Source organism: Salmonella sp. A1325 (assembly GCF_056991255.1).
Genome location: NZ_JAMLWO010000010.1, coordinates 58,125 through 72,334, shown reverse-complemented (window position 1 = coordinate 72,334; position 14,210 = coordinate 58,125). Strand labels below are relative to the sequence as shown.

Annotated in this window: 10 protein-coding genes; 2 read left to right on the top strand and 8 right to left on the bottom strand. The window is 51.6% G+C overall.

Annotation, left to right across the window (positions count from 1 at the left end; all coding sequences use genetic code 11):
* Positions 1-7: 7 nt before the first annotated feature.
* The 3 genes from NAZ64_RS17900 to melR all read right to left on the bottom strand — a co-directional run bounded on the left by NAZ64_RS17900 (position 8) and on the right by melR (position 4,499).
* On the bottom strand, positions 8-769 hold the full coding sequence (locus NAZ64_RS17900) for an AraC family transcriptional regulator (protein WP_001217074.1): 762 nt from the start codon (positions 767-769) through the stop codon (positions 8-10).
* A 297-nt stretch (positions 770-1,066) separates the two neighbouring features.
* Positions 1,067-3,334, bottom strand: a complete 2,268-nt coding sequence (adiA, locus tag NAZ64_RS17895; protein WP_219564485.1) for an arginine decarboxylase — start codon at positions 3,332-3,334, stop codon at positions 1,067-1,069.
* Positions 3,335-3,566: 232 nt separating this feature from the next.
* On the bottom strand, positions 3,567-4,499 hold the full coding sequence (gene melR, locus NAZ64_RS17890) for a transcriptional regulator MelR (RefSeq protein WP_000106992.1): 933 nt from the start codon (positions 4,497-4,499) through the stop codon (positions 3,567-3,569).
* 268 nt (positions 4,500-4,767) lie between these two features.
* Here melR and melA point away from each other — a divergent pair, with 268 nt between their 5' ends.
* Positions 4,768-6,123 (top strand): alpha-galactosidase, encoded by a 1,356-nt coding sequence (gene melA, locus NAZ64_RS17885; RefSeq protein ID WP_115286551.1) that lies wholly within the window; start codon positions 4,768-4,770, stop codon positions 6,121-6,123.
* Positions 6,124-6,206: 83 nt separating this feature from the next.
* Complete coding sequence (gene melB / locus NAZ64_RS17880; RefSeq protein WP_000028070.1) at positions 6,207-7,637, top strand: melibiose:sodium transporter MelB; 1,431 nt, start codon at positions 6,207-6,209, stop codon at positions 7,635-7,637.
* A gap of 88 nt (positions 7,638-7,725) precedes the next feature.
* Here the strand turns inward: melB and fumA are convergent, their stop codons facing one another.
* The 5 genes from fumA to NAZ64_RS17855 all read right to left on the bottom strand — a co-directional run bounded on the left by fumA (position 7,726) and on the right by NAZ64_RS17855 (position 13,885).
* A complete protein-coding gene (gene fumA, locus NAZ64_RS17875; protein ID WP_220569477.1) occupies positions 7,726-9,372 on the bottom strand; it encodes a class I fumarate hydratase FumA in 1,647 nt (548 codons plus the stop codon).
* A 95-nt stretch (positions 9,373-9,467) separates the two neighbouring features.
* A complete protein-coding gene (dcuB, locus tag NAZ64_RS17870; RefSeq protein WP_000899149.1) occupies positions 9,468-10,808 on the bottom strand; it encodes an anaerobic C4-dicarboxylate transporter DcuB in 1,341 nt (446 codons plus the stop codon).
* A gap of 146 nt (positions 10,809-10,954) precedes the next feature.
* The gene (locus NAZ64_RS17865) at positions 10,955-11,221 is read right to left on the bottom strand and encodes a hypothetical protein (RefSeq protein ID WP_001519837.1); all 267 of its coding nucleotides are present in this window, start codon (positions 11,219-11,221) and stop codon (positions 10,955-10,957) included.
* A gap of 316 nt (positions 11,222-11,537) precedes the next feature.
* Positions 11,538-12,257: a two-component system response regulator DcuR gene (gene dcuR / locus NAZ64_RS17860; protein WP_000611307.1), complete on the bottom strand. Its 720-nt coding sequence runs from the start codon at positions 12,255-12,257 to the stop codon at positions 11,538-11,540.
* The gene (locus tag NAZ64_RS17855) at positions 12,254-13,885 is read right to left on the bottom strand and encodes a sensor histidine kinase (RefSeq protein ID WP_220569476.1); all 1,632 of its coding nucleotides are present in this window, start codon (positions 13,883-13,885) and stop codon (positions 12,254-12,256) included. The genes dcuR and NAZ64_RS17855 overlap by 4 nt, the downstream gene beginning before the upstream one ends.
* Positions 13,886-14,210 lie beyond the last annotated feature (325 nt).

Below are 14,210 nucleotides of genomic sequence, written 5' to 3'. Positions count from 1 at the left end.
AGGAAAATTAGGCAGCCGATCGTTCCCGATGTTGGCTAACATAATGCAGGGGGGTCATACCATAAAACTCTTTAAACACGGAAATAAAGTACGATGTGCTGTTATACCCACACAGCTGTGAGACTTGAGAGATATTCTTTCCGTCCATTAATAATTGGTTTACGGCATAACGCATTCGGCAGGTCGTGATTATTTGGCTATAACTGGTATTCTCGTTTTTGAGCTTTTTCTTTAACAAGCTTGGACTCAGGCACAGGCAGCTGGCAACGGCGCTCAGATTCCAGTCTTTATGAATATCGCTCTGAATGATGTGGTAAACGCTGTCACTGATGCGGCTGCGCAGCATGTGCATTAACAAAGAAATAAATTTTTTGTGGTCAAGAAAGCGGGATAAAACGGTGAAAAGGAGCGCACGGGTACGTTCACTAACAATTTCATCCGGTGCTTCCATCGCGCTGTAGCGGGCGGCGACCCTGAAGATATCCGGCGTCAGACAGTTGGCGGTCAATAAGGGATCGGCGTTGCGTTGCCAGACGGGAAGGTGTGAGAGATCTTTATTCAGGAATTGTAAATAGTCTTTAATATTATTGCGACTCACTTGTATTACTAGCACGCTATTTAATGATGAAATGTCAATAACGTTATTTTCACAAGCCAGAATGGCCATATGATTCGCTTTTAAACTGATTGGCTCCTTACCATTTACTCGTAACCATGTATCTTTTTCGGTTAATAACACTATGCAAGGTTCGTTGCTGCAAATCCTCATACCCGAACTCCTGGAATATGAACATAAAATACCGGATCTCGCCAAACGGGAGAGATAACGGGGACTGAGTCAATTGTGTGATGAATTGAAACTGCACTAAAATAACTTTCCTGAATAATATTACAATATTTGTACGATGAATTAGGGTGTACAAAAAGTTGTACGCGAGTGGAAACTTGTCATTTTTGTATAAAAAAAGCGCGGGATGGGGCCCGCGCAAAAAGGTATGACAGTATTATTGTTTTGCAGCAATACTCAGGGAATACATGCCATCCTCAAAAAAAAGACTCTTTGTGATTAGGCTTTCACGCACATAACGTGATATACGCCATCAATAATTTCCGTGCCTTCGGTTTCATGCTCAAAGCCAGGGAAGTGATGATCCCAGGATTGCAGTGAGCGTAAGTAACCCACCTGCGGACTGTTTTCATCGCCAAAGTTTTCGCCGGAGAGCAGCATCGGGATTCCTGGCGGGTAAGGAATAACGGAGTTCGCCGCGATGCGACCCGGTAGATTTTCAATCGCCACCATTTCAATATTGTTGTTCACAATCGCGTTGTAGGCGTCGCGCGGGGTAATCTCCGCAACCGGCAGGGTGGAATAGGCGGCGTTGAGACGGGCGCCCGGGTTATTTTCACGTAGCCAGGCAAACATTTTATCGCCCAGGTCATGAATACCCATGTTCGCGTAAGTGTCAGGATAATCCTGCACCAGTTCCGGCATCACCTGCGCCAGCGGCGTATTCGCGTCGTAATGATGTTTGAAGGAACACAGCGTGTTGATCAGCGTTCCCCATTTCCCGCGAGTGACCCCCATGGAGAACAGGAACATAATCTGAAAGTCGGTGGTGCGGGTCGGCACGATACCGTGGCGGCCAAGCCATGCTGTGACCAGCGCAGCAGGTACGCCGGATGCTTCCAGTTCGCCATCGTCGCCCATACCCGGCGCCAGAATACTGACTTTAATCGGGTCCAGCATACTCCAGTTATCCGGCAGGTCTTTAAAGCCGTGCCAGGTTTCCCCGGGGCGCATGACCCAGCAGTTCTGGTCGGTTGCCAGCAGTTTTGCCGGCGCGTCGGCGAAGTCATACGTTTTACCGGTTTGTGGATCGGTGACGACGTCTTTATTCCACGGTTTAAAGAACCAGTCGCCTTCATCGGTAAACTCTTTATAAAGACGCGCCATCGCTTGACGGAAATCAACCGCTTCGTCAATCACCTCTTGAGTCAGGGACAGGCCGCTGTTACCGTCCATCATCGATACCGCCACATCGTTGGATGCGCAGATGGCATATAACGGAGAGGTGGTGGCATGCATCATATATGCCTGGTTGAAGCGGGAGAAATTCACCGCGCCACGGCCTTCACGGACATGAATGTAGGAAGCTTGTGAAAGCGCATTCAGTAGTTTGTGCGTGGAGTGGGTGGCAAACACGGTCGGACCGTTATGGTCGCTTGGCTCGCCGCGCATCGCGTAGTGATCGCAATAAATCGGGTTGAAGCGCGCATAGCCGTACCATGCTTCGTCGAAGTGAATGCGATCGCTGGTTTTTGCCAGCAGATCCTGCGCCTCTTTGGCGTTATAGCATACGCCGTCATAGGTACAGTTGGTCACCACGCTGTAAGACGGTTTCTGTCCGGCTTTGGTTTTGGTCAGCGGGCTGGCGCTGATTTTTTTCTGCAAGGTTTCAGGCTGCATTTCCTGCGGGTAGATTGGCCCGATAATGCCGTAACGGTTACGGCTTGGCACCATATATACCGGTTTGGCCCCGGTGAGGATCAGCCCCTGCTCGATGGATTTATGGCAGTTACGATCCAGTACAACGACATCATTATCCGTCATACAGGCCTGCATAATAGTACGGTTAGAACCGGAGGTCCCGACAACCACGGACCAGGAGCGGTCAGCACCGAATACGCGGGCGGCGTTTTTCTCGCTTTCGCCAAACGCGCCGGTATGGTCGAGGAGTGAACCGAGCGTGGTACGCTCAATCCCCATATCGCTGCGGAACAGGTTTTCGCCATAATAATCGTGATAAAAGCGACCGGCAGGCGTTTTAGTGAAACCGACGCCGCCCTGGTGTCCCGGCGCCGCCCATGAATATTCATGAATGTCGCTGTATTTCATCAACGCGTTAAACAGCGGCGGTAACAGTTGCTGGCGATACCGGGTCATGGCGGCAACAGCGCGTCCGGCGATAAAGTCAGCGGTGTCTTCCAGAATCCAGGCGAATTCATCGACAAGCTCCAGCAGGTCGCGGTCCAGCGATGCCGTCGCTTTTTCCCTGTCGCCTAACAGGAAAACGGGCACGTTTTGCTGACGCTCGTGAAGCTTACCGATCAATTGCCTGACGCTCAGGTGCTCATCCGGTTGTTCCATTTGGTAGCTAAACATCAGACAGTCAATGGCTTCGTTCGCGGACAAGATGGCATAGCCGTCATCGAAGGATGTCGATTTAATGACGGTAACATTTTGTTGGCTCAAGGCATCCGCCAGACGCTCAACCGCGTTGCCAACCCAGGTGTCCTGATGCAGAAACTCACTTTCAACAATTAATACTTTCATCATCTTTTACCCGGTTGTGGAGGCCGTGCAATTTACGCCTTGCCGACCCGCCGTATGAATGTGACGTGGGCAAGTATTACCCCGTCAAATAGGGGGTGTAAAGTGATGGAATAATGGTCAGTTATTGATATTATTGTTTAATAAACAATGAGTTAATTATTGATATCGAGCGATTTCACCTGCCGTTTATCGACAGGTGAATTATTTTTTTGGCTGATAGTGGTATCCGGCTTTAGCCGGGCATCGTCTGGCGTCGTTGCTGACTTAGCTTGCGGTATTGTTGCGGCGACATACCGACAAATTTGCTAAAAGTACTGTAAAAACGGCTGCTGGATCGGAACCCGGCAGTCAGAGCGACATCGAGGATCGTTTTGTCAGTATCGCTCAATAAGGCACGTACGTGATTGATGCGCATCGCCGTGATGTACTGCTTCATCGTCAATTGCATAACCCGCTGGAATATTCCCATCGCGTAATTAGCATTGAGTTTGACATGCTCCGCGACGTCGTTAATGGTGAGCGCCTGATCGTAGTTATCGGCAATAAATCCCAGCATCTGGCTTACGTAAAACTGCGCATGGCGTGAGACGCTATTCTTGTGGGTGCGTGATGTTTTATTGAGCAAAATAGGCTGCCAGCCGGAAAGGCTAAAGCGTTTAAGCATCAGGCCGATTTCATCGATCGCCAACTGGCGAATTTGCTCATTCGGGCTGCTTGTTTCCTGCTGCCAGCGCAACACTTCAAAGGTGCTAAGCTGCTGGGTCGCCAGTGATTTAACCACCATCCCGTGCGTGACGTGGTTGATAAGATCGCGATCCAGCGGCCAGGAGAGAAACAGGTGCATCGGCAAACTGAAAATCGCCATCTGGCGGCAGTTGCCGGGGCGGGTAAGCTGGTGTGGCGTACAGGCCCAAAACAGGGTGATATGTCCCTGCTTTATCTGGACGACTTCATTGTTGATTAAATACTCCACATCGCCGTCAAACGGAACATTCACTTCTACTTGCCCATGCCAGTGACTGCTGGCCATTCTGTGCGGTGGCCTCAGCTCAACGTCCAGTCGTTGATATTCGGAATAGAGCGACAGCGGGCTACGGGTTTGCTTTTCATCGCCGTTGCACATGTGCGGGTCGGGCGGGAGGAGGGATATTGCTTGCGTACTCATCGTCACTCCATTTCCTGAATTATCAGAATTATGCCCCTTTAGCCGGGAGGAAACCGGGAATCCGGACACAGAATCCGTCGATATTGTAGAGCGTAGCCTGACTTTCAGGCCGAATACTCTGCTTTTTACGCCATTTTGTCCCAAAAACTCAGATCTCCCGCGCGTCAGCATACGATCTGAGTTTTCGGGAATGCTCATCGGGGAAGACGGAGGTTTTCACCGGGAACGCGTGCCACCATGAAGGTGTTCACTACTGTTCTGGAGAGTCATGATGACGGCACCCAAAATTACCTTTATCGGCGCAGGTTCTACGATTTTCGTCAAAAATATCCTCGGCGATGTGTTTCACCGCGAGGCGCTAAAATCAGCGCATGTCGCCCTGATGGATATTGACGAAACCCGGCTGGAAGAGTCGCACATTGTGGTACGGAAACTGATGGACTCAGCGGGCGCTTCTGGCCGGATTACCTGCCATACCAACCAGAAAGCGGCGCTACAGGATGCGGATTTCGTGGTGGTCGCCTTTCAGATTGGCGGCTACGAACCCTGCACCGTGACCGATTTTGAGGTTTGTAAGCGTCATGGCCTGGAACAGACGATCGCCGATACGCTGGGGCCGGGCGGCATTATGCGCGCGCTGCGGACCATCCCGCATCTGTGGCGGATTTGCGAAGACATGACGGAAGTCTGTCCGAAGGCCACCATGCTCAATTATGTCAACCCGATGGCGATGAACACCTGGGCTATGTATGCCCGCTATCCGCATATCAAACAGGTCGGCCTGTGCCATTCGGTACAGGGAACGGCGGAAGAACTGGCGCGCGACCTGAATATCGATCCCGCCTCGCTGCGCTACCGCTGCGCCGGCATTAACCACATGGCGTTTTACCTCGAACTGGAGCGCAAAACGGCTGACGGGACTTATGTCAATCTCTATCCTGAATTGCTGGCGGCTTATGACGCCGGACAGGCGCCGAAGCCCAATATTCACGGCAATGAACGCTGCCAGAACATTGTGCGCTACGAGATGTTCAAAAAGTTGGGCTACTTCGTCACCGAGTCATCAGAGCATTTTGCCGAGTACACGCCGTGGTTTATTAAACCGGGACGCGAGGATCTGATTGCGCGCTACAAGGTGCCGCTGGATGAATATCCGAAACGCTGCGCAGAACAACTGGCGAACTGGCATAAAGAGCTGGAGGAGTATAAAACCGCCGAGCGTATCGACATCAAACCGTCCCGCGAGTACGCCAGCACCATTATGAACGCTCTGTGGACCGGCGAGCCGAGCGTGATTTACGGCAATGTGCGTAATGAGGGGCTGATTGATAACCTGCCGCAGGGAAGCTGCGTGGAAGTGGCTTGTCTGGTGGATGCCAACGGCATTCAACCGACGAAGGTGGGGACGATCCCTTCTCATCTGGCGGCGATGATGCAGACCAACATCAACGTGCAAACGCTGTTGACCGAAGCCATCCTCACGGAAAACCGCGATCGCGTGTATCACGCGGCGATGATGGACCCTCATACCGCAGCGGTGCTGGGTATCGAAGAAATCTATGCGTTGGTTGACGATCTGATCGCCGCGCATGGCGACTGGCTTCCGGCCTGGTTACGCCGTTAATCTCCAGCCGCGCTGGACGGCAGATCCGGCGTTTAACCTCTACTAACAGAAGGCGGGCGCTGGTAACAGCGACCCGGTACCCTATGAGCATCTCTCTGACAACAAAGCTGAGTTACGGGTTCGGTGCGTTTGGTAAGGATTTCGCCATCGGCATTGTGTATATGTACCTGATGTATTACTACACCGATGTGGTGGGACTCTCGGTCGGCCTCGTCGGCACCCTTTTTCTGGTCGCGCGAATCTGGGATGCGATAAACGATCCCATCATGGGATGGATTGTCAACGCCACGCGTTCGCGGTGGGGGAAATTTAAGCCGTGGATATTGATCGGCACCTTAACCAATTCGCTGGTGCTTTTCCTGCTGTTCAGCGCCCATCTTTTTGAGGGAACCGCGCAGGTTGTATTTGTCTGCGTAACCTACATCCTGTGGGGCATGACGTATACCATTATGGATATCCCATTTTGGTCGCTGGTGCCGACCATTACGCTTGATAAGCGAGAACGCGAACAACTGGTGCCGTTCCCGCGTTTCTTCGCCAGTCTGGCTGGCTTCGTCACTGCCGGTATAACGCTGCCGTTTGTGAACTACGTTGGCGGAGCGGATCGTGGGTTCGGCTTTCAGATGTTTACGCTGGTACTGATTGCGTTCTTTATCGCCTCGACTATCGTGACATTACGCAACGTACATGAGGTGTACTCCTCCGACAACGGTGTAACGGCGGGCCGCCCACATCTGACGTTAAAAACGATCGTTGGATTGATATACAAAAACGATCAGCTCTCTTGCCTGTTGGGAATGGCGCTGGCGTATAACATTGCCTCCAATATTATCAATGGCTTTGCGATCTACTACTTCACCTATGTGATTGGCGATGCCGATCTTTTTCCCTATTACCTTTCTTACGCCGGCGCGGCGAATCTGCTGACGCTGATTGTCTTCCCCCGGCTGGTGAAAATGTTATCGCGGCGGATATTGTGGGCGGGCGCCTCCGTGATGCCCGTTCTGAGTTGCGCAGGGCTCTTCGCGATGGCGTTGGCGGATGTCCATAATGCCGCTTTAATCGTGGCGGCGGGTATTTTCCTGAATATCGGGACCGCGCTCTTTTGGGTGCTTCAGGTGATCATGGTGGCGGATACGGTCGATTATGGGGAATTTAAGCTCAATATTCGCTGCGAGAGTATCGCTTATTCCGTACAGACGATGGTTGTGAAGGGCGGCTCGGCGTTTGCGGCGTTCTTTATCGCTCTGGTGCTGGGGCTGATTGGCTACACGCCGAACGTGGCGCAGTCTGCGCAAACCCTGCAGGGGATGCAGTTTATTATGATTGTCCTGCCGGTACTGTTTTTCATGATGACGTTGGTTCTCTACTTCCGCTACTACCGTTTGAACGGCGATATGCTGCGCAAGATTCAGATCCACCTGCTGGATAAATACCGGAAAACGCCGCCATTCGTCGAACAGCCGGATAGCCCGGCGATTTCTGTGGTAGCGACCAGCGATGTAAAAGCGTGAGCATGGTCTCTCGTGCAGGCCGGATAAGCGTAGCGCCATCCGGCAATTAACCGATAACGCGGCCCGGGAGAACGCCGGGCCTGCCAGGTTATTTCGCGCAGTTAGCGCACTGTTTGCTGACAATCTGCTGGAAGAAATCGTTGCCTTTGTCATCCACCAGGATAAAGGCCGGGAAATCTTCTACTTCAATTTTCCAGATAGCTTCCATGCCGAGTTCCGGATACTCGACGCACTCCAGATGCTTAATGCTCTGCTGTGCCAGAACCGCCGCCGGGCCGCCGATACTGCCCAAATAAAAGCCGCCGTGTTTTTTACAGGCATCCGTGACCTGCTGACTACGGTTGCCTTTCGCCAGCATGATCATACTGCCGCCGTGGGATTGCAGCAGATCGACATAAGAGTCCATTCGGCCTGCGGTGGTGGGGCCTAATGAGCCAGATGGATAACCTGCCGGGGTTTTTGCCGGGCCTGCGTAATAGATGGGGTGGTCTTTAATATACTGCGGCAGGTCTTCGCCGGATTCAATACGCTCTTTTAGCTTCGCGTGGGCGATATCGCGACCTACGATAATGGTGCCCGTCAGCGACAGGCGAGTCGAGACCGGGTACTGCGATAGCTGGGCGAGGATCTCTTTCATCGGACGGTTGAGATCGACTTTCACCGCGTCGCCTTCGCCCGCCTGACGCAGCGCTGGCGGAATATACTGGCCCGGATTGTGTTCCAGTTTTTCGATCCAGATGCCTTCGCGGTTGATTTTCGCTTTGATGTTACGGTCTGCCGAGCAGGAGACGCCCATCCCCACCGGACAGGAAGCGCCGTGACGAGGCAGGCGAATTACGCGAATATCGTGGGCGAAATATTTCCCGCCGAACTGGGCGCCGAGGCCAAGTTTATGCGCTTCTTCCAGCAGTTCCTGTTCCAGGTGGAGATCGCGGAATGCCTGGCCGTGCTCGTTACCTTCCGTCGGCAGCGCGTCGTAATAGTGGGTGCTGGCGAGTTTAACGGTTTTCAGCGTGCTTTCCGCCGAGGTGCCGCCAATGACAAAGGCGATATGGTATGGCGGACAGGCTGCGGTGCCCAGCGTGCGCATTTTCTCAACGAGGAAGTTTTTCAGCTTGCCTGGGGTGAGCAGCGCTTTGGTCTCCTGATAGAGATACGTTTTGTTTGCTGAACCGCCGCCTTTCGCCACGCAAAGGAACTTGTACTCGTCGCCGTCGACGGCATAGAGATCGATTTGCGCTGGCAGGTTGCTGCCGGTATTGACCTCTTTGTACATATCCAGCGGCGCGTTCTGCGAGTAGCGCAGGTTATCTTCGATATAGGTATTAAACACGCCTTTGGAGAGCGCGGCTTCATCGCCGCCGCCCGTCCAGACGCGTTGGCCTTTTTTACCCACGATAATCGCCGTGCCGGTATCCTGGCAGGTCGGCAGAATGCCTTTGGCGGCGATCTCGGAGTTTCTCAGGAATTGCAACGCCACATATTTGTCGTTTTCGCTGGCTTCGGGGTCATTGAGAATGGCGGCGACTTGCTGCTGGTGTTCAGGACGGAGCATAAAAGACGCATCATGGAAGGCCTGCTGAGCCAGCAACGTTAACGCCTGCGGCTCAACGTTGAGGATAGATTCTCCGTTGAATTCACTGACGCTGACATAATCGGAGGTGAGCAGATAATACTCTGTTTTGTCCTCTCCCATCGGGAAAGGCGCCTGATAGATAAACTCTTTTTTCGACATGTGCTTCCAGCCTAATAGTAAGAAAATGTATTAAGAGCCTCATGGGCCAGGCTCTAAGTCGCGCGCCGCGCATAACTTGGCGGCGCGCGCGGCCATTACAGGAATCCGTACATTGCGGCAAAGATCCAGCCAAAGACGCAGGAGACGCTCACGCCAATCAAACCCGGCAGAATGAAGCTGTGGTTAATGACGAAGCGGCCAATACGGGTTGTGCCGGAACGGTCAAACTGAATCGCCGCCAGATCGCTTGGGTAGGTCGGCAGGATATAGTAGCCATAACATGCCGGCGCAGAGGCCACGATATACGCCGGATCGACACCGATAGCCAGCGCGACGGGAACAATCGCCGCCAGCGCCGCTGCCTGGGAGTTAACAAACTTGGAGACCAGCAGCAGAACGATGGCGTAGGCCCACGGATACTCTTTGACCATTTCGCCCAGCACGCCCTGAATTTCCGACATATGCGCGCCGAACATGGTTTCCGCCATCCAGGCGATCCCGTATACCGCGACAATCGCAATCATACCGGAACGAAAAACTTCGTTTTTTGAGATAGACGCAGGATTGGTTTTGGTCAGGATGATAATGAGCGCCCCGGTCAGCAGCATAAACATCTGAATGACCAGCACCATCGACAACGGTTTGCCGCCGAAGGTTGGACGTAAGTCGGAGTCCGCGCCCAGGAGAGCGACCACGGCAATCGCCGCCAGGAAGATCCACATCGCCAGCCAGTTGCTTTTCGGCAGTTTTTTATCCAGCAGCGTCGCGGTATCGCCGTACACGTACTGACGGTTTTCCGGTACGGAAATAAATTTCTGAAACGCTTCGTCTTTATCCAAATCTTTACCGCGGAACCAACTAAAAATACCGATTGCCAGGATACCGAGCAGGGTAGACGGGATGGTGATCGACAGCAGATCGAGGAACTCCAGATGTTTTCCGTCAAATGTCACGTTGCCCAGCATCGCTACCAGAGAAACAACGGCGACGGAAACCGGACTGGCGATGATGCCCATTTGCGCGCCGATAGAACTGGCCGCCATTGGACGTTCCGGACGGATATTATTCTTGATCGCCACGTCATAGATAATCGGCAAAATGGTGTAGACCACGTGGCCTGTCCCACACAGAATCGTCAGGGTACAGGTGACGAACGGCGCCACAATAGAGACGTATTTGGGGTTGCGACGCAGCAGCTTTTCGGCAATCTGCAGCATCACATCCAGCCCGCCTGACGCCTGCAACGTTGCCGACGCGGCGACTACCGCGATAATGACCAGCATTACGTCAACGGGCGGTTTACCTGGCTGGAGATGGAAAACAAACACCAGAATGACCAGACCAATACCGCCCAACAACCCGAGCGCGATCCCGCCCTTTCGGGCACCATAAAACAGACATATTAATATTATGAGAAGCTGTATACTAAATAACATTTTTATTTATCCTCGCGATAAACCCAGTCAATTTTGATAAATGGATCACAGCCATCTTCTGATTTGTGTGAATGAGCATCAGGAAATGGCGAATATTCAATGCGCCAGTGGCGACGATTAACGATTAAGCTTTTTACAGAGTTGCTTTAAGTAATTATTTTCTTGCGATGGTGATGTTCAGAGGGAAGCACCCTCTGGCGATGGGCAGGTGGAGTCAGCGAGAGCAGTAAATTATGATTTGTCTGTTTTAAAAACAGGCGTTTATTATTTAATTTTTGTGTCTCGCCATCAGGTAAATCACGAGATAAAGCGAACAGAATGTGACTTATGTGATCATTGTCACGCCATTTTTTTAAATTATTAGTATGGCGTGTGGAGACGCGTATCTGCTCACCAATATACGTATTGTCCATAGGCGTAGCACAAGCTCCATTGCTACAAACATAATTTTATTTAAGTGTCAGGAAAATTCCGGACAAATCCCTTTTTTAATAAAAATACACACTCTCGGCATGGGATAATACTTAATTAACTTTTGTTAGCGTTTTGAAATTAAAAACAGCGCAGAGCGCTGTAATAATAGAAAATAACGTTAACAGGCCTGGGTTGAGTATATTTGATCTGACACAATTTCCCAGATTTGTTATTAATGTGATAGCGTTTTTATTGGCATTGTTATAATAAATGTTACCAGGATATAACGCTTCGCGTCGGCTTTATGCGGTATCCTTACTGACAATATTGTTTCAGTAAAGAGTAATGTTCCGGCTGAACGCGGTAGCGGTAAACCGGCCTGCCGGTCACGCCGTAATGAATACTGGTAAACAAGATATGGCAATTCACCAGCCAGATAAGATATTTACGGCAGGAGACGCGCGAGATATTCACTTCGTTGGCCAACTCGTCGGTAGAAAATTCCTGCTCCTGATGCGCATCAATCCACTGGCATAAGGTGCGTAGCGTTTGCTGGGTCAGCCCTTTTGGCAGCCGACGAGGCTCCTGCTCGCTGGATGAATTACCGTGAATGAGCAGGTCAAGCTCAGACTGTTCGTAATACTGGCGTTTTTCCATCGCCGTTTTCTTACGTAGCCAGCCGGTCAACGCTTCTTCAAAGCGCGTGGCCTGAAAAGGCTTGATCAGATAATCCACCACGCCGTAGTGAAGCGAATCTTTAATGGTGGCGGCGTCAGCGGCAGAAGAAATGACAATAACGTCGCTTTTGCAGCCTGCGCTGTGCAGGACAGGCAGCAGATCCAATCCGTTTTCCTGCTGCATGTAGATATCCAGCAGGATTAGGTCAATGTGATTTTCACTGTTGAAGATAAACTCTTTCGCTTTTTCCAGCGTCGAAGCGGTTCCACAACAATGAAAACCGGAGATTTGCGCGACATAGCGGCGATTTAACTCCGCGACCATCGCATCGTCATCGACAATTAATACATTGATCATAGGCTGGTCCTTTTTCCATCCCAGGGTAACTGTACAAAAAATTGTGTGAAGATCCCAGGCTCGGACTCCACAGAAATTACGCCGCCAAGCGCTTCAACCTGCTGTTTAACCAGCGCTAAACCGACGCCGCGTTCGGCGCCTTTCGACGAGACGCCTTTTTCAAAAATCGCCTCGATGCGCTCAGGTTCGATACCCGGACCGTCATCGCTCACTTCGCAATGCAGCCAGCCATGACGGTAGTGTAACGAGACGCTGATTTCGCCGCCGGATTCCTGGCTCAACGCTTCCAGCGCGTTTTCAATCAAATTACCCAGCGCCGTAATCAGTACCGTAACCTGATCTTCATTGTTATTATCCGGTAACTGGCTGTCGCTGCTTATCGCCAGGCTGTGCCCGAAATCAGAGGCGCGAGTAATCTTACTGAGCAAAAAGCCAGCGATAATCGGCGACTTTATTTTACCCAGCAGCAAACCGATCTCTTCCTGATAGTTATTGGCCGTCTTGATAATATACGCTTCAAGCTGCTTATAACTCTTCAGGTGCAATAATCCCAGAATCACATGTAATTTGTTCATGAATTCGTGGGATCGTTCACGGAGCGCATCCGCGTAGTTCACCATCCCGTCCAACCGCTGCATCAGTTGGCGAACTTCTGTTTTATCCCTGAAGGTGGATATCGCGCCGATAATTTCGCCGTTGCTGCGCACCGGAACGGTATTCACCAGCAGCAGGCGGCCTTTGACGATGATCTCTTCATCGCGGCGCGGCGTACCGTCACGCAACACTTCGCTAATGTCCACCACCTGCGACCAGGCATGACTCAGGGTGGATAATCTGGCGTCATCCTGCGTTTTTCGATAATCGAGCAGCGCCTGCGCCGCATGGTTAATCAACGTGACTTCGCCGCTACCATCCACGGCGATAACGCCCTCTTTGATTGACTGTAGCATTGCCTGGCGTTGTTCAAACAGGGTTGAGATCTCATAGGGTTCGAGGCCAAACAGGATACGTTTTAGCACCTTGACCAGCGCATACGTGCCTACTAATCCCACCAGAGCGCCGAACAGAATGGACCAGATAATGCTGCCGCGGCTATTGTTGATCTGCTGCGTAACGTGACTGAGTTCCAGGCCAATCGCTACCACGCCGATCTGCCGGTGGCGTTCATCATAAACCGGTGTGAAAACGCGCAGCGCTTTGGCAAGAAAGCCGCGATTAATGGCAACGTTTTCCTTTCCCTGCAGTGCGAGCAGAATGTCATCGCCTTTGAACGGTTGACCGATTCGCTGCGTTTCTGGGTGCGAATAACGGATGCCCTGCATATTGGTCACCACAATAAACAAAAAGCCATTATGCTGGCTCACCGCTTCGGCGAGCGGCTGAATGCCGCTTTCCGCAGGCGGTTTTTTCAGCCCCTCGCGAATTGCCGGAGAGTCCGCCAGCGAGCGCGCCACCGCCAGCGCTTTATCTGCCAGCGCGTCGCGCGTCATGCTGCTGATTTGCGAAAAATAGATCAGATGGACCACAACGAGCACCGAAAACAAAACGGCGCTGACCATCAGAATGACGGTAGTGCCGAGTTTCATGGGGCGTTTGCGTAACGCCCGGCATGGCAGGGAGTGTTTCATAGTGGACCTGAGCGGACGAATCGTAAGGTTATTATCCCTGATGAGGCGTCTAATTCAAAGGCATAGGCGATGTTGCTCCAGTGTTGAAAAGCCCGTCTTACCTTGTAGGGGGCGCTACCTGCTCATGTCGACTGGCAAACGTCATGTCGTTAATTAATATCGCCGGATACCGTGATGGGTAATTTATTTTCATCAGAATTGCATAAAATAATTTTTCATTAATTTTTATAATAACGTATGCGGTATCACATTTTATTTTTACTGACGTTCAGAATGCGTTTGATCACAATCAATCAGCGCTAATGTTTAATCTATTATGATTAGT

Coding starts and splice junctions, on each gene's coding strand:
- NAZ64_RS17900 (WP_001217074.1), bottom strand. CDS start 769: ATGAGGATTTGCAGCAACGAACCTTGCATAGTGTTATTAACCGAAAAA.
- adiA (WP_219564485.1), bottom strand. CDS start 3,334: ATGAAAGTATTAATTGTTGAAAGTGAGTTTCTGCATCAGGACACCTGG.
- melR (WP_000106992.1), bottom strand. CDS start 4,499: ATGAGTACGCAAGCAATATCCCTCCTCCCGCCCGACCCGCACATGTGC.
- melA (WP_115286551.1), top strand. CDS start 4,768: ATGATGACGGCACCCAAAATTACCTTTATCGGCGCAGGTTCTACGATT.
- melB (WP_000028070.1), top strand. CDS start 6,207: ATGAGCATCTCTCTGACAACAAAGCTGAGTTACGGGTTCGGTGCGTTT.
- fumA (WP_220569477.1), bottom strand. CDS start 9,372: ATGTCGAAAAAAGAGTTTATCTATCAGGCGCCTTTCCCGATGGGAGAG.
- dcuB (WP_000899149.1), bottom strand. CDS start 10,808: ATGTTATTTAGTATACAGCTTCTCATAATATTAATATGTCTGTTTTAT.
- NAZ64_RS17865 (WP_001519837.1), bottom strand. CDS start 11,221: ATGGACAATACGTATATTGGTGAGCAGATACGCGTCTCCACACGCCAT.
- dcuR (WP_000611307.1), bottom strand. CDS start 12,257: ATGATCAATGTATTAATTGTCGATGACGATGCGATGGTCGCGGAGTTA.
- NAZ64_RS17855 (WP_220569476.1), bottom strand. CDS start 13,885: ATGAAACACTCCCTGCCATGCCGGGCGTTACGCAAACGCCCCATGAAA.